Raw genomic sequence first — 15,475 nt, 5'->3', positions numbered from 1 at the left:
ATTCATGGTGGACCGATCGGTCAAGAATTGGTACGGTGGGGCGATGGCAAGGCCACGGCAGTTCGATGAGGACGCGGTGCTGTGTTCCGTTCGTGACCAGTTCTGGAACGCGGGCTACGCGGCGACGTCGCTCCAGGACCTCATGCGGGTCAGCGGCCTGGGCAAGGGCAGTCTCTACGCCGCCTTCGGGGACAAGCACGAGCTCTTCCTCCGGGTGCTGCGCCGGTACGTGGCATCGCTCGACCATGCGGTGCGTGGATCGATCGACTCGGCTCCGCGCGCGGTGGACGCGCTGCGCTCGTTCGTGATGCTGCCGGTGGGCGATCCCGCCGGCAGGGCTGCCCGGCGCGGGTGTCTGCTCGCCAACAGCACCACCGAGCTGGCTTCCGCCGATCCTGTCGTCGCCGCGGAGGCGCGGCGAGCCTACGAGGGGATCACGGCGGTGCTGGCCGAGGGTGTGCGACGGGCTCAGGTGGAGGGCGACCTGAGCGCCTCTGTCGACCCCTCCGGCCTCGCCCGGGCGCTGCTGGCCACGCAGCAGGGCTTGACGTTCATGGGCCGCGCCGGGATGGATGTCGAGACGCTGGCGGCCACCGCTCATTCGCTGGCGACCCAGCTCCTGCCCACCGCGGTCGACCGTCGGGACAGCGTGGATCCACCGCGTGGGCCGGGAGATCCCGTCGCGCCGGCGCCGGGCGTTCCGCGCTCTGCCACCTCGCCGACGGGACGTACATCGCCGTCGGCGGCGTCGTGAGCAGATCCACCTCGATTGCTGCGCCGGCGTGGCCAGGCCCGCGGCGACGAACCCGAAGGACCGCGTGGCTGCCAGCACGTGGTGCACGACGCAGGAGCGCTCGCCGGCGAGGGCCCGCGTCGACGCCCGCGCCCGTCAGGACGTCGACCCGGCCCGCCCGGTCACCGCCTCACGGTCAGGGGCAGCGGCGCCGTGACGTGGGCGACGACGGCCGCCAGAACGTCGGGGTCGTCGAGGATCCGGTTGTGGCCGAGACCCCGGGTGACCATGAGCTCGCTCCCGGGCACGGCGGCGTGCAGCAGGCGCGCCCCGTCGGGCCGGGACATCCGGTCGTCGTCGTCGTGGACGAAGAGCGTCGGGACGTGCGCCGGGACGGGGTGCGCGACCAGGTCGATCCGCGCGCGGACGTCGCGCACTCCGCCGGGGAAGGTGCGCTCGACGTGGTCGCAGAACCGTTCGTGCAGGCGCGGTGGCATCCCCACGAGCCGCAGGAAGGACTCGGCGATCGCGTCGAAGCCCGTCATCGTGGACACCGAGACGAACCGGTCGGCCGGGAATCCGTCGTGCAGCGCCAGGCCGGCCGCGAGGCCGCCGAGGGAGTGCCCGACGACGGCGGTGAACGGGCCCTCGGCGTCGTGCACGGCGCGGATCGCCGCCATCTGGTCGAGGGCGGACATCCGGTGGCCGGTCGAGTCGCCGTGGGCGATGCCGTCGAACGACACCACGGCGAAGCCGGCATCCTCGAGGGCCGTGACGAGCCCCGCGAACCGGGACGCCCGGCTCTTCCAGCCGTGGGCGAGGAGGGCCGTCGGGGCGGCGGGGTCGCCCCAGCGGTAGGTGGCGACGCGCTCGTCGCCGACGGCGACCGTGCCGCGCTCGGCGCGATCGTGCACCGCGCGGTCGGCGGGGCGCACCGGCGTGGGCGGGCCGAAGCGCCAGAAGACGCGGGTGGCGAGGCGGACGGCGAGCGGGGGAGCGACGGCGGACAGCACGCGAAAGCCCGTGCTGACGGCGGTGGGGACGTAGGGCACGACGACCTCCAGGAGCGGGTAACTGTACGATCGTTCGCACAGTATCACCGAACGAACGGTCGTACACTCGTCCGCATGAGCACGTCCGCCCCCGCCCCCACCGACGGCCGCCGCTTGCGCGGCGACCGCAGCCGCCGCGCCGTCCTCGACCGGGCCGTGCACGCCGCGTCGGTAGACGGCCTCGACGGGCTCACGTTCGGCAGCCTCGCGGCCGTCGTGCCCGTCAACAAGAGCGGGATCGCCGGCCTCTTCGGCTCCAAGGAGGGGCTGCAGCTCGCGGTGGTGGCGCACGCGCGCGAGGTCTTCCGCTCGGCGGTGGTGCTGCCCGCGCTGGACGAGGAGCCGGGGCTCGCCCGGCTGTGGCGCACCGTGCTGGCGTGGCTGGACTACTCCCGCGACCGCATCTTCGAGGGCGGCTGCTTCTTCCGGTCCGCGGCCACCGAGCTCGACGCGCGGACGCCCGGCCCCGTGCGGGACGCCGTCGTGGCGGCGCTGCGCGACTGGGACGTCTATCTGGTGCGTCTGGTGCGGGAGTCCGTGGAGCGCAGGGAGCTCGCCGAAGGCGCCGACGCCGAGCAGCTCGTGTTCTCGATCGACGCCGCGCTCGACCGCGCCGACCTCGCGTCGGTGCTCCTGGCGGACCCGGCGGCGTACGACCGGGCCCGCCGGGCCGTGCGCGGCGCCCTCGTCGCGGCCGGGGCGTCGGCGCCCGGCCCCGAGGGTTCGTCGGCGCCCGGCCCTCCGCGGCCCTAGCCCGGCCCGCCCTCGCGGGCGCGCAGCAGATCGATCACTCGGACGCTAGCTCCCGGACGTCCGGGGCCAGCAGCGCGGTGAGCGCGTGCCGGCCGATCGGCACCATGCGGGGGTGCAGGTCCGGGTGGGCGAGCATGTTCGTCGCGTACAGCAGGGACCAGCCCGCCGCGCGGGACCAGGTGGCGTCGTCCCACCCGCGGCCGTCGTTCGCGTGCTCCTGGATCGTGGCCCTGCAGGCCGCGCGACCGGCGGCGTCGAAGCACAGCCAGAGCGCGCCGAGATCGGAGGCGGGGTCACCGGAGGTGACGTCGCCCCAGTCCACGACGGCGGCCAGGCGGTCCGGCCGCCCGTCGAGACCCGGGGCGACCACAAGGTTGGCGGGGTGCGGGTCGCCGTGCAGCCACACCGGCGGGCCGTCGTGGACGGGCGCGTTCAGGGCGCGGCCCCAGAGCCGTCGCGCCCCCGCGCGCACCTCAGCCGGTGCGGCGCGGAGGCGCTCGTCGAGTGCGGTGTCTTCCGACGCCTCGGCCCGCTGTAGCAGCGGGACGCCGCGCACCGGGTTCGGTGGTGCGTCGTCGGGAGCCGGCACGTGCAGGGCGGCGAGGATGCGGCCGAAGGCGCGTGCCCACGCCGTGCGGGCCGCCACGGGGGTGCTCTCGGCGCTGACCCCGTCCACCCACGGCACGACGTTCCACGCCCAGGGGTATCCGAGCGCGTCGCTCGGCCGCCCCACGCGCAGGGGCGCCGGGACGAGGACATCGGGGGCCGCGGCACGCAGCCGGTCGACGAGCGCGGGCAGGGCCTGCTGCTCGTGCTCCACGAGCGGCGCCGCCAGCGCGCGCCGGGGCAGCCGCACCGCGAGGTCGTCGCCGAGACGCACCATGACGTTGTCCCAGCCGTTCGCCACGACGCGCAGCCCGTCGCCGTCGACCCCGGCGAGGAGGTCCGGGTGCTGTTCGGCGAGCAGGGCGCGGGTGAGGGGGACGTCGACGTCGATCTCGGCGGCGGGCACGGGGACCATCATCCCCGCCGGGTGCGGGTGCGGGTGCGGGTGCGGGCGCGGGCGCGGGTCGGCGTCATAGCTCGAGCTCGCGGCCGCGGTCCCACTCCTCGGTCCAGCCGAGGTGGTCGAACATCGCCTCGAGGATGCCCGCCGTGAACCCCCACACCAGGTGGGTGACCTCGCCGTCGGTGATCTGGAAGCCCGGACCGCGCCACGTCTCGCCGCCGCGGCGCAGCACCGTCGTCACGCGCCGTTCGGGGTCGAGCAGGTCGGCCACCGGCGCGCGGAAGACGTGCGCCGACTCCGCAGGGTCCACCACGCCGACCGGTGTCGGTCGGTCCCACCATCCGAGCACGGGAGTCACCCGGTGGTTGCTCGCCGGCATCGGCAGCTCGGCGAACGTGCCGAGGACGTCGACGCCGCTCGCGTCGAGCCCGGTCTCCTCGGTGGCCTCGCGCAGGGCGGCCTCGACGGGGCCCTCGCCGTCCTCCGCCCGCCCGCCGGGGAAGGCGACCTGTCCCGCGTGCGAGCGCAGCGTCGTCGCGCGGGCCAGCAGCAGCACGTCGAGGTCCTGCGCGACGGCGAGGGCCTGGGCGTCGTGGTCCGCGTCGAGGTCGTCAAGGACGCCGAAGAGGACGAGGACGGCCGCCGGACGTGCATCGGCCAGGTCCGTCGCGCCCCGGGCGTACGGCCACGGGCCGGGGAAGGTCGGGTCCGTGGCCAGGCCGGCGAGCTGCGCGCGGGCGGAGGCCGTCGGGAGGGAGGTCACCCGGGCAGATTACCCGCCGGGGACGACCTGGGTGGTCGGGTGGGAACGACCTGGGTGGTCGGGTGGGGACGACCTGGGTGGTCGGGTGGGAACGATTCTGCGGCGGCGGGCGTTGTGGTCCGGGCCGCCGCCCGCGCGGCGGTTCCCTCCCTTCGCCCCGAGGAGCATCCTTGCCGCAGCTCGACGCCCGTACGTCGCAGGCCGCCCGTCAGATCGAGACCGAGCAGGAGGCGGTGCGTCGAATGCACGAGCGGGTCGACGCCGACACCGCTCATCTGCGTGCCGAGCTGGACCGCGCGCTGCGGGACCGTTCGGACGACACCACCGTGATGCACCAGCGCGAGGCCCGCGTCCGCCTGCTCTCCCGTCGTCTGCAGGCCCTGGACACCGCGGGGCACGCGCTGTGCTTCGGGCGGATCGACGCCGCCGACGGCCGGGTGCTGCACGTCGGCCGGCTCGGCCTGCAGGACGAGGACGGCGACGACGGCGGCACGACGCCGCTGCTGGTGGACTGGCGGGCGGACGCCGCCCGACCGTTCTATGCGGCGACCCCCGTGCACCCGCTGGGCCTGCGCCGTCGGCGCCACCTCACCGTCGACGGGCGCCGGGTCACCGACGTCACGGACGAGGTCCTGGACGGCAGCGCGCCGGGCCCTGACGACGTCGTCGGGGACGGCCCGCTGCACGCGGCGCTCACGGCGCGGCGCACGGGCCGGATGCGGGAGGTCGTCGCCACGCTGCAGTCGGAGCAGGACGAGATCGTGCGCTCGCCGCACCGCGGGGTCCTGGTCGTGGAGGGCGGGCCCGGCACGGGCAAGACGGTCGTGGCGCTGCACCGGGCGGCCTACGTGCTCGCCGCGTTCGACGGCGTGGCGGACGACGGGGTGCTGGTGCTCGGCCCGAACGCCCGGTTCCTCGACTACATCGGGCAGGTGCTGCCGTCGCTGGGGGAGAACGACGTGGTGCTGAGCACGCCGACTGCGCTGGTGGGCGGCGCGGCCCCGGCGGGTGCTGCCGGACCGGCAGACCCCGTGCTCGCGCGGGTGGCGGGACGGGCGGACCTCGCCCGCGTGCTCGCCGACGCGGTCCGTGCGCGGCAGGCGCCGGACGCCGGCCTCTCGGGCGGTCTCGTGGTGCGGGTCGGGGGCGACGAGGTGCGCCTGGCGCCGGACGTGCTCGCCGGCGCCCGCACCCGCGCCCAGGACGCGGGGCTGCCGCACCACGGCGGGCGCGCGGTCTTCCTCGAGGAGGTGGCGGAGGCGATCGTCGACGCGGTCCAGGTCGACGCCCGCGAGACCCTCGAGCGCATCGACGCCGAGGTCGAGGCCATGACGGGGCGTGATCTCGACGCGATCGCGGCCGGCGGCCTGCGCAGCCTCGGGCTGGAGCCGCTGTCGGGGTCGGACGCCCTGGACGAGATGGACCCCGACGCCTTGCGCGAGGACCTGCTCGGCGGCGCGGTGCTGGACCGGGCCGTCGAAACGTTCTGGCCGCGGCTGGAGCCCGGTCAGGTGGTGGCGGCCGCGCTCGAGCGGGCGGCGGCGCCGGGCGTGCTGCCGGGCGGGACCGACGAGGAGCGTGCGGTCCTGGCGCGGGCCGCGGCCGGCCCGCGGACCGAGGCGCACCTGCCGTTGCTGGACGAGGCCGGGGAGCTGCTCGACGGCCCGCCGCCGCGCACCTACGGGCACGTGGTGGTGGACGAGGCCCAGGAGGTGACGCCGATGCAGTGGCGGGCGGTGCTGCGCCGGTGCCCGTCGCGCTCGCTGACGGTCGTGGGCGACCTGGCGCAGGCGGGGCCGACGACGGAGGGTGTGGCGTGGGCCGACGTCGTCGGTCCCGACCTGTGGCGGCGCGCCCAGGTGCGGACGCTGACCGTGAGCTACCGCACCACCGCCGAGATCCTCGACGTCGCCCGCCCGGTCCTCGCACGGATCGCCCCGGCACAGCCGGCGAGCGTCGCGGTGCGCCGGGGCGAGGAGCCGCGGCGCGCGACGGCGCCCCGGGGCGACCTCGCCGGCGCCGTCGTCCGCGAGGTCGAGGCCGCGAGGGCCGACGTGCCGGGCGGCCTGGTCGGCGTGCTCGCTGCCGACGCCGCCCTGGGCGACCTCGAGACGGCACTCGGGGTCCATGGGGCCGCGGACGGTGGCGCGGACGGTGACGTCGTGCGGCTGGTGCCGGTCTCGCAGGCGCGCGGGCTCGAGTTCGACGCCGTCGTCGTGGCCGATCCGGACGGCATCGTGGCCGCCCGCTCGTGCGGGGAGCGCGACCTGTACGTGGCGCTCACGCGGGCCACGACGACCCTGACGGTCGTCGAGGTGCACTGACCTCCGGCGCCGAGCACAACCTGGGGGTCGCCATCCGGCCGGATGGCGACCCCCAGGTTGTGCTCGGCGCAGGTGGGGCGGCGGTCACCAGCTCGTGGCGACCGGCATCCCCTCGGCGTAGCCCGCGGCGGACTGCACGCCCACGAGCGCGCGCTCGTGGAACTCGGCGAGGGTACGGGCGCCCGCGTAGGTGCAGCTCGAGCGCAGGCCCGAGGTGATCTCGTCCAGCAGGTCCTCGACGCCGGGGCGGCGCGGGTCCAGGTACATCTTGCCGGTCGAGATGCCCTCCTCGTAGAGCGCCTTGCGCGCACGGCCGAAGGCGGATCCGCCGGCGGTGCGGGCGGCCACGGCGCGGGCCGATGCCATGCCGAAGGAGTCCTTGTACAGCCGGCCGGTGCCGTCGTCGTGCAGGTCGCCCGGGGACTCGTACGTCCCGGCGAACCACGACCCGATCATCACCTGGGACGCGCCCGCGGCGAGGGCCAGCGCGACGTCCCGCGGGTGCCGCACCCCGCCGTCGGCCCACACGTGCTTGCCGAGCTCGCGCGCGGCCGCCGCGCACTCCAGGACGGCGGAGAACTGCGGGCGCCCGACGGCGGTCTGCATCCGGGTGGTGCACATGGCGCCGGGGCCGACGCCGACCTTGAGGATGTCCGCGCCGGCCGCGACCAGGTCGCGCACGCCGTCGGCCGTCACGACGTTGCCCGCCACGACCGGCACCTGCGGGTGGTCCGCGCGCACGGACGCGATCGCGTCCAGGGCCCGCAGCATCGTGTCCTGGTGGCCGTGCGCGGTGTCGACGACGAGGACGTCGACGCCGGCGTCGAGGAGCTCGCGGGCCTTCGCCGCCACGTCGCCGTTGATGCCGACCGCAGCGCCGACGCGCAGCCGCCCGGCCGGGTCCAGCGCGGGGGAGTAGACGGTGGAGCGCACAGCGCCCTTGCGGGTCAGCAGCCCGGCGAGCACGCCGTCGCGCACCACGGGCGCGAGGTGGATCTTCGCCGCGTGCATCTGCTCGAACGTCGCCTCGAGCCCGTCGGCCTCGATCCGGGCCGCGTCGAGGGTGACGAGGTCGGCGGCCATCACCTGGTGCACCTGGGCGAACCGGTCGACCTCCAGGCAGTCGTGCTCCGTGACGACGCCCACCGGGCGCCCGTCCGCGACCACGACGGCGGCCCCGTGCGCCCGCTTGCCGAGCAGCGTCAGGACGGTCGAGACCGTGTCGGCGGGGTCGACCACGACGGGCGTCTCGATCACCGGGTCCTTGGACTTCACACCGGCCACGACGTCGGCCACGACGTCGGCCGGGATGTCCTGCGGGATGATCGTGATGCCGCCACGGCGGGCGACGGTCTCGGCCATGCGGCGGCCGGCGACGGCCGTCATGTTGGACACGACCACGGGGATGGTGGTGCCGGTGCCGTCGTCCGAGGACAGGTCGACGTCGAAGCGGCTGGTCACGTCCGAGCGGGACGGGACCATGAAGACGTCGCCGTAGGTGAGGTCGGTGGTGGGCTGCTGCCCGTCGAGAAAGCGCACAGCCTCGAACCTACCGTGTTCCTGGACGGCGAGGTCCCGGCGAGCGCCTATTGTGGTGTGGCTATGAACGGGGAGGAACGCATGGGTCTGCTGAGCGGTATTCGCTCGCCCGAGGACGTGCGCCGGCTGACGCCGGCGCAGACGACACAGCTCGCCGGGGAGGTCCGGGCGTTCCTGGTCGACCAGGTCTCGCGCACCGGGGGACACCTCGGTCCCAACCTGGGCGTCGTCGAGCTGACGATCGCGATGCACCGGGTGTTCTCCTCGCCGCGGGACACGTTCGTCTTCGACACCGGCCACCAGTCCTACGTGCACAAGCTGCTCACCGGGCGGCAGGACTTCTCGGCGCTGCGCAAGCGCGGCGGCATGTCGGGCTACCCGTCGCGCGCCGAGTCCGAGCACGACGTCGTCGAGAACTCGCACGCCTCGACCGCCCTGTCCTGGGCGGACGGCATCGCCAAGGCCAACCGGGTGGCCGGCCGCCGCGACCGGCACGTCGTCGCCGTCATCGGCGACGGGGCGCTGACCGGCGGCATGGCCTGGGAGGCGCTGAACAACATCGCCGCGGCCGACGACTGCCGCCTGGTGATCGTCGTCAACGACAACGGGCGCTCGTACTCGCCCACGATCGGCGGCGTCGCCCATCACCTCGACACGCTGCGCACCACCCGCGGGTACGAGGCGTTCCTCGACTGGGGCAAGCGCACGCTGCGGCGCACGGGTGCCCCCGGCCGGTTCGCCTACGACTGGCTGCACGGGCTGAAGAAGGGCCTCAAGGACGTCGTCGCGCCGCAGGGCATGTTCGAGGACCTGGGCCTGAAGTACGTCGGCCCGGTCGACGGGCACGACGAGGTCGCCATGGAGCACGCCCTGCGCCGCGCCAGAGCCTACGGCGGCCCGGTGATCGTGCACGCCATCACGGAGAAGGGTCGCGGCTACACGCCGGCCGAGGAGGACATCGCCGACCGGTTCCACTCCGTCGGGGCCATCCACCCGGAGACCGGGCTGCCCGTCGCGCCCTCGCGGTTCGGCTGGACCAAGGTCTTCGCCGACGAGATCGTCCAGATCGGCCGCCGCCGGCCCGACGTCGTCGGGATCACGGCGGCCATGCTGAACCCGGTGGGCCTCGCCCCGTTCGCGAAGGAGTTCCCCGACCGCACGTTCGACGTCGGCATCGCGGAGCAGCACGCCGCGACGTCCGCGGCAGGCATGGCGTTCGCGGGCCTGCATCCGGTCGTGGCCGTCTACGCCACGTTCCTCAACCGCGCGTTCGACCAGGTCCTCATGGACGTGGCGCTGCACTCCGCGGGCGTGACGTTCGTCCTCGACCGGGCGGGCGTCACCGGCGACGACGGCGCCAGCCACAACGGCATGTGGGACATGGCGATGCTGCGGATCGTGCCCGGCCTGCGCCTGGCCGCCCCGCGCGACGAGGCGACGCTGCGCTCCGCGCTGCGCGCGGCGGTGGACGTCGACGACGCCCCTACCGTGGTGCGCTACCCCAAGGGTGCGCTCACCGACCCGATCGACGCCCTCGAGTCGCTCGACGGGGTGGACGTCGTCGCGCGCCACACTCCGGGCGAGGGCGCAGCAGCCGGCAGGCGGGTCCTCGTCGTCGGCGTGGGGTCGATGGCGGGCGCCGCGCTCGCGGCCGGGGAGTCGCTGGCCGCGCACGGACTCGAGGTGGACGTCGTCGCCCCGACCTGGGTGCTGCCCGTGCCGGAGGCGCTCGTCAAGCTCGCCGGGGAGCACGACCTGGTGCTCACCCTGGAGGACGGCCTCGCCGACGGTGGCGTCGGAGCCACGGTCGCGCAGCGCGCGGCGGACCAGGGCGTGCGGACGCCGTTCGTGCACCGCGGGGTGTCGAAGAGCTTCCTCGACCACGCGAGCCGCGACCAGGTGATGACGGCGCAGCGCATGCGCGCCGAGGACGCGGTGCGTGCCGCGCTCGCAGCCCTGGCCCGCGACTAGGTGCCCCCGGGCGGGCCGTCCGCCTCGAAGTACGCGGCGGTCTCCGCGTCGGCCGGGTAGTACATCTCGACCGCGATCTCCTCGAGGGTGACGTCTCGCGGGGTGCCGAAGGTCGTGAGGGTCGAGAAGAGCCGCAGCTCGCGGCCGTCGACCCGCAGGTGCATCGGGATCGCGACGTCGGACTCGACACCCGGGGCCGGCGGCTCGTCGGCGCCCGGCCCGAGCAGCTCCTCGTAGAGCGCCGTGAGCGCGGGGTCGGGTGCGGCGGCGAGCTGGCGGCCGACCCGGGACCGGAACATGGCCCGCACGTCCGCCAGGTTGACGACCAGCGGGGCGAGGCCGCGCGGGTCGAGGCCGAGGCGCACCAGGTTGACCGGCGGGCGCAGCAGGTCGGGGGAGGCGTGGGCGAAGAACGGCTCGACGGCGCGGTTGGTCATGATCACGTCCCAGCGGCCGTCGACGACGACCGCCGGGTACGGCTCGTGCGCGCGGATCACCCGCGCCACGGCGCGGTGCGCCGCGACCAGCTCGTCGTCGTCGAGGGGCCGCTCCGGGAAGCGCGGGGCGAAGCCCGCCGTGAGCAGGAGGCGGTTGCGGTCGCGCAGGGGGACGTCGAGGTGGTCCGCGAGCCGCAGGATCATCGCTGCGCTCGGACGGGACCTGCCGGTCTCGACCAGGCTGACGTGCCGGGGCGAGACGTCGGCGGCGATGGCCAGGTCCAGCTGGCTCAGGCGCCGTCGGCGCCGCCAGGATCTCAGCAGCTCCCCGACCGTGTGCACGGACGTCGACGCTAGACCGTGCCGGCGCGGTGCGCCATGACATGGCGTTTCATCGACAGCGGGCAGGAGTCGGAGGGACGGTGGCTGTCATGACCACACAGGACACGACCACGCAAGGCACGACCACGCAGGGCACGACCACCGGCAGCGCCGGGGAGACGAACGTCAGCACCGTGCGGCGGGTGCTCGGCGTGGTGTTCGGGGCGGGCGACGTCGGGGCGCTCGAGCCCGTCCTCGACAAGAGCTTCGTGCACCATCGCCCCGACGGGACGTCGCGGGGCCGGGACGAGTGGGTCGCCGCCGTCCGGCAGACGGTGGCAGAGGCCCGCGGCGTGCAGGTGGACGTCCGGCACCTGCTGGCCGACGGTGACCACGTCGTCATGCACTCCGTGCGCCGCCTGCCCGGCGGGCCCGCGGTCACCGGGGTGGACATCTGGCGGTTCGACCGCGGCCGGGTCGCCGAGGCGTGGGAGATCCTCGAGCCGGCGGCGGAGGCGGCGGGGCACCTGCGGTGGTGGGAGCCTGCCGGGCGCTGACGCGGGTCGAGGGTGCGGACGCCGTCGGCGCGATGAGACGCGCCGCCGGACGGGTCCCGTGCGCGGGTACGGTCGGCCGGGTGATCTGGCTCTTCGACCTCGACAACACGCTCGTGGGCCGCGCGGAGGCGTTCGGCGCCTGGGCGTCGGCCGCCGTCGCCGACGCGGGCGGCGACGGCGACGACCTCGCCGCGATCGTCGCCGCGGACGAGGGCGGCCACGGGTCCAAGGAGGCGCTGGCGCGGGTGATCGTCGACCGCCTCGGCTGGGACGACGACCTCCCCGCCGCGATCGAGCGGTTCCGCGCCGGGATCCTGGAGCACGTGCGCCCCTACGAGGGCGTCCTGTTCTCGCTCGACGTGCTGCGCGACGCCGGGCACCGGGTCGCGGTCGTCACCAACGGGACGTCGGCGCAGCAGCGCGGCAAGGTCGCGCGCTGCGGGATCGAGCCGCACGTGGACGCGATCGTCGTCTCGGGGGAGGAGGGCGTCGCGAAGCCCGACCCCCGGATCGTGGAGATCGCCCTGGAGTGGCTCGGCGCCGCCGACGCGGACCGACGCCGCGTCTGGATGGTCGGCGACGCCGCGCACGCCGACGTCGCGGTCGGCCGCGCCGCGGGCACCCGCACCGCCTGGGTGTCGCACGGCCAGGCGTGGGACGGCCCCGACCGGCCCGACGTCGTCGCGCCGACGACGCGCGAGGCGATCGCGCTCGCCGCCTCGCCGCAGGGGGCCGTCGTCGACTGACCCGTCGAGGGGCGTGTCTGCAACGTCACAGCGCCCCGGCATCGCTTGTGAAGTCCTTCACGAATAGGATGTGGTCAGACCTCAAGGAGGGCCACATGACCGACGACGCGGCACCCACCACGACCACCGCCTGGGCCGGGTTCACCCCGGGATCCTGGTGCGACGGCATCGACGTGCGGGACTTCATCCAGCGCAACTACACGCCCTACGAGGGGGACGCGGCGTTCCTCGCGGGCCCGACCGCACGCACCACCGGGGTGTGGGCCAAGCTCTCGGCGATGTTCCCCGAGGAGCGGGCCAAGGGTGTCCACGACGTCGACCCGCACACGCCGGCCGGCATCACCGCGCACGGCCCGGGCTACATCGACGCAGACGCCGAGCTCGTCGTGGGCCTGCAGACCGACGCGCCGCTGAAGCGCGCGATCATGCCGAACGGCGGCTGGCGCATGGTCGCCGGCGCGCTGAAGACCTACGGGTACCCCGTCGACGAGGACCTGGAGAAGGTCTTCACCACCTACCGCAAGACCCACAACCAGGGCGTCTTCGACGTCTACCCGCCGTCGGTGCGCGCCGCGCGCAGCTCGCACCTCATCACCGGCCTGCCCGACGCGTACGGCCGCGGCCGCATCATCGGCGACTACCGGCGTGTGGCCCTGTACGGCGTCGACCGCCTCATCGAGGCGAAGCGGCACGACAAGCTCGTGCTCGACACCGAGCCGTTCAGCGAGAAGGTCGCCCGAGAGCGCGAGGAGCACGCCGAGCAGCTGCGCGCGCTGGCGGAGCTCAAGGAGATGGCGGCGTCGTACGGGCACGACATCTCGGGCCCCGCGACCACCGCCCGCGAGGCGGTCCAGTGGCTGTACTTCGGCTTCCTCGCCGCGGTCAAGGAGCAGAACGGCGCGGCGATGTCGCTCGGCCGGACGTCGACCTTCCTCGACGTCTACCTGGAGCGCGACCTGCGGGCCGGGCTCCTGGACGAGTCGCAGGCGCAGGAGCTCATGGACGACTTCGTCATCAAGCTGCGCATCGTGCGCTTCCTGCGCACCCCCGAGTACGACGCGCTGTTCTCCGGCGACCCCACCTGGGTCACCGAGACCATCGGCGGCATGGGCGACGACGGGCGGCCGCTCGTCACGAAGAACTCGTTCCGCATGCTGCAGACCCTGTACAACCTCGGCCCGGCGCCCGAGCCGAACATGACGGTGTTCTGGAGCGACCGCCTCCCGCGGGGGTTCAAGGACTTCTGCGCCCGGGTGTCGATCGACACGTCCGCGGTGCAGTACGAGTCCGACGACGAGATCCGGCCCGCCTGGGGCGACGACGCGGGCATCGCCTGCTGCGTGTCGCCCATGGCGATCGGCAAGCAGATGCAGTTCTTCGGCGCGCGGGTCAACCTCGCCAAGGCGCTGCTGTACGCCATCAACGGCGGCCGCGACGAGGTGACGGGCAAGCAGGTCTCGCCCGCGTTCCCGGCCGTCAGCCCCGGCCTCCCGCTCGACTACGACGACGTGCGCGCCCGGTTCGACCGGACGATGGACTGGCTCGCCGCGACCTACGTCGAGGCGCTCAACTGCATCCACTGGTCGCACGACAAGTACGCGTACGAACGGATCGAGATGGCGCTGCACGACAAGGACGTGCTGCGCACCATGGCGTGCGGCATCGCGGGCCTGGCCGTGGCCGCCGACTCGCTGTCGGCCGTCCGGTACGCGACCGTGACGCCGGTGTTCGACGAGCGGGGCGTCGTCGTCGACTACGAGACCGAGGGCGACTGGCCGGCGTACGGCAACGACGACGACCGGGTGGACGCCATCGCCGTCGAGCTGGTCGAGTCGTTCATGGCGAAGGTCCGCTCGCACCCGACGTACCGCGACGCGGTGCCCACCCAGTCGGTGCTGACGATCACGTCGAACGTGGTGTACGGCAAGGCCACCGGGAACACCCCGGACGGCCGCCGGGCGGGGGAGCCGTTCTCGCCCGGCGCCAACCCGATGAACGGGCGGGACACGCACGGCATGCTCGCGTCCGCCCTGTCGGTGGCCAAGCTCCCGTACGGCGAGGCGCAGGACGGCATCTCGCTGACGAACACCGTCGTGCCCGCCGGCCTCGGCCGCACCCGCGGCGAGCAGGTGGCCAACCTGGTCGGCCTGCTCGACGCCTCCTTCGGCGCGGGCGGCTACCACATGAACGTCAACGTGCTCGTGCGCGAGACGCTCACCGACGCCATGGAGCACCCCGAGAAGTACCCGCAGCTGACGATCCGCGTGTCGGGCTACGCGGTGAACTTCGTGCGGCTCACGCGCGAGCAGCAGCTCGACGTGCTGTCCCGCACCTTCCACGGGGAGCTGTAGATGACTGCCGGCCCGGCGACGCTGGACGCCCCCTCCGCCTGCCGCCGGGCCGGCGCCGGGCTGCGGGGCATCGAGACGGTCGCGACCGCCGACATGGAGCGGACCGAGCGCCTCGCGCTGATGCGCTCGGGCGAGCTCGGCTCCGTCCACTCGTGGGAGCTCGTGACCGCCGTCGACGGTCCGGGGACGCGCCTGACCGTGTTCCTCAACGGCTGCCCCCTGCGCTGCCGGTACTGCCACAACCCGGACACGCTGGCGATGAAGGACGGCGAGCCCGTGCTCGCCGACGAGCTGCTGGCGCGGGTGGGGCGGTACCGCGGCGTCTTCGCCGCGACCGGCGGCGGCCTCACGCTCTCGGGCGGCGAGGTGCTCATGCAGCCGGCCTTCGCGGCGCGCGTCCTGCGCGGGGCCAAGGAGCTGGGCGTGCACACCTGCCTGGACACCTCCGGGTTCCTGGGGGCGAACGCGACCGACGCGATGCTCGCGGACACCGACCTCGTGCTGCTCGACATCAAGGCGGGCGACGAGGAGACCTACCGCCGCACCACGGGGCGGTCCCTCGCCCCGACGCTGCGGTTCGGGCGGCGGCTCGCGGAGCTCGGGGTCAAGGTCTGGGTGCGCTTCGTGCTGGTCCCCGGCCTGACGGACGACCCCCGCAACGTCGAGCGGGTGGCCGACCACGCGGCGGAGATCGAGGCGGAGCGCCCCGGCACCGTGGAACGGGTCGAGGTGCTGCCCTTCCACCAGATGGCCCGCGACAAGTGGGCCGAGCTCGGCCGCACGTACGAGCTCGCCGACACCCCGCCGCCGACGCCGGCGGCGACCGAGGCGGTGCGCGAGGTCTTCCGCGCCCGCGGTCTCACGACCTATTGAGTCGAGCACCGAGTCGAGCACCGAGCCGAGCACCGAGCCGCTAGCG

General features: G+C 74.6%; 13 protein-coding genes. 8 read left to right on the top strand and 5 right to left on the bottom strand.

Annotated elements, in window-relative coordinates:
• Positions 1–43 precede the first annotated feature (43 nt).
• On the top strand, positions 44–754 hold the full coding sequence (locus IEW03_RS17975) for a TetR/AcrR family transcriptional regulator (RefSeq protein WP_188525081.1): 711 nt from the start codon (positions 44–46) through the stop codon (positions 752–754).
• 161 nt (positions 755–915) lie between these two features.
• Here the strand turns inward: IEW03_RS17975 and IEW03_RS17970 are convergent, their stop codons facing one another.
• A complete protein-coding gene (locus IEW03_RS17970) occupies positions 916–1,785 on the bottom strand; it encodes an alpha/beta fold hydrolase (protein ID WP_188525080.1) in 870 nt (289 codons plus the stop codon).
• 75 nt (positions 1,786–1,860) lie between these two features.
• Here IEW03_RS17970 and IEW03_RS17965 point away from each other — a divergent pair, with 75 nt between their 5' ends.
• Positions 1,861–2,538, top strand: a complete 678-nt coding sequence (locus IEW03_RS17965) for a TetR/AcrR family transcriptional regulator (RefSeq protein ID WP_188525079.1) — start codon at positions 1,861–1,863, stop codon at positions 2,536–2,538.
• Positions 2,539–2,572: 34 nt separating this feature from the next.
• Here IEW03_RS17965 and IEW03_RS17960 read toward each other — a convergent pair whose 3' ends face one another.
• A complete protein-coding gene (locus IEW03_RS17960) occupies positions 2,573–3,559 on the bottom strand; it encodes an aminoglycoside phosphotransferase family protein (RefSeq protein ID WP_229738421.1) in 987 nt (328 codons plus the stop codon).
• Positions 3,560–3,614: 55 nt separating this feature from the next.
• Positions 3,615–4,310, bottom strand: coding sequence for an NUDIX hydrolase (locus IEW03_RS17955; protein WP_188525077.1), 696 nt, complete (start codon positions 4,308–4,310; stop codon positions 3,615–3,617).
• 170 nt (positions 4,311–4,480) lie between these two features.
• On the opposite strand from IEW03_RS17955, the gene IEW03_RS17950 reads away from it, so the two are divergent.
• Entirely contained in the window at positions 4,481–6,634 is a 2,154-nt protein-coding gene (locus tag IEW03_RS17950; RefSeq protein WP_229738414.1) for a HelD family protein, read from the top strand.
• A gap of 84 nt (positions 6,635–6,718) precedes the next feature.
• Here IEW03_RS17950 and guaB1 read toward each other — a convergent pair whose 3' ends face one another.
• The gene (gene guaB1, locus IEW03_RS17945; RefSeq protein ID WP_188525076.1) at positions 6,719–8,173 is read right to left on the bottom strand and encodes a GMP reductase; all 1,455 of its coding nucleotides are present in this window, start codon (positions 8,171–8,173) and stop codon (positions 6,719–6,721) included.
• Between the two features lie 81 nt (positions 8,174–8,254).
• Here guaB1 and dxs point away from each other — a divergent pair, with 81 nt between their 5' ends.
• Positions 8,255–10,144, top strand: a complete 1,890-nt coding sequence (gene dxs, locus IEW03_RS17940; RefSeq protein WP_188525075.1) for a 1-deoxy-D-xylulose-5-phosphate synthase — start codon at positions 8,255–8,257, stop codon at positions 10,142–10,144.
• On the opposite strand, the gene IEW03_RS17935 is transcribed toward dxs, so the two are convergent.
• Positions 10,141–10,923 carry an MmyB family transcriptional regulator gene (locus IEW03_RS17935; RefSeq protein WP_188525074.1) on the bottom strand — a complete coding sequence of 261 codons (783 nt, stop codon included), beginning with the start codon at positions 10,921–10,923 and terminating at the stop codon, positions 10,141–10,143. The genes dxs and IEW03_RS17935 overlap by 4 nt on opposite strands.
• Before the next feature lie 89 nt (positions 10,924–11,012).
• Here IEW03_RS17935 and IEW03_RS17930 point away from each other — a divergent pair, with 89 nt between their 5' ends.
• From IEW03_RS17930 to pflA, 4 genes are all read left to right on the top strand, one after another.
• The gene (locus tag IEW03_RS17930; RefSeq protein ID WP_188525073.1) at positions 11,013–11,459 is read left to right on the top strand and encodes a nuclear transport factor 2 family protein; all 447 of its coding nucleotides are present in this window, start codon (positions 11,013–11,015) and stop codon (positions 11,457–11,459) included.
• A gap of 80 nt (positions 11,460–11,539) precedes the next feature.
• Complete coding sequence (locus IEW03_RS17925) at positions 11,540–12,205, top strand: HAD family hydrolase (protein ID WP_188525072.1); 666 nt, start codon at positions 11,540–11,542, stop codon at positions 12,203–12,205.
• 95 nt (positions 12,206–12,300) lie between these two features.
• The gene (gene pflB / locus IEW03_RS17920; protein ID WP_188525071.1) at positions 12,301–14,556 is read left to right on the top strand and encodes a formate C-acetyltransferase; all 2,256 of its coding nucleotides are present in this window, start codon (positions 12,301–12,303) and stop codon (positions 14,554–14,556) included.
• On the top strand, positions 14,557–15,429 hold the full coding sequence (gene pflA / locus IEW03_RS17915) for a pyruvate formate-lyase-activating protein (RefSeq protein ID WP_188525070.1): 873 nt from the start codon (positions 14,557–14,559) through the stop codon (positions 15,427–15,429).
• The last annotated feature ends 46 nt before the right edge of the window (positions 15,430–15,475 follow it).

The organism is Isoptericola cucumis (assembly GCF_014635665.1).
Lineage (GTDB): Bacteria > Actinomycetota > Actinomycetes > Actinomycetales > Cellulomonadaceae > Isoptericola > Isoptericola cucumis.
The sequence above is the reverse complement of the archived record's forward strand: the minus strand, read 5'-3'. Positions and strand labels throughout refer to the sequence as shown.

Bases quoted from the DNA above. Each gene is read 5' to 3' on its own strand.
- dxs (WP_188525075.1), top strand. From the start codon at position 8,255: ATGGGTCTGCTGAGCGGTATTCGCTCGCCCGAGGACGTGCGCCGGCTG.
- pflA (WP_188525070.1), top strand. From the start codon at position 14,557: ATGACTGCCGGCCCGGCGACGCTGGACGCCCCCTCCGCCTGCCGCCGG.
- IEW03_RS17965 (WP_188525079.1), top strand. From the start codon at position 1,861: ATGAGCACGTCCGCCCCCGCCCCCACCGACGGCCGCCGCTTGCGCGGC.
- IEW03_RS17930 (WP_188525073.1), top strand. From the start codon at position 11,013: ATGACCACACAGGACACGACCACGCAAGGCACGACCACGCAGGGCACG.
- IEW03_RS17960 (WP_229738421.1), bottom strand. From the start codon at position 3,559: ATGGTCCCCGTGCCCGCCGCCGAGATCGACGTCGACGTCCCCCTCACC.
- pflB (WP_188525071.1), top strand. From the start codon at position 12,301: ATGACCGACGACGCGGCACCCACCACGACCACCGCCTGGGCCGGGTTC.
- IEW03_RS17975 (WP_188525081.1), top strand. From the start codon at position 44: ATGGCAAGGCCACGGCAGTTCGATGAGGACGCGGTGCTGTGTTCCGTT.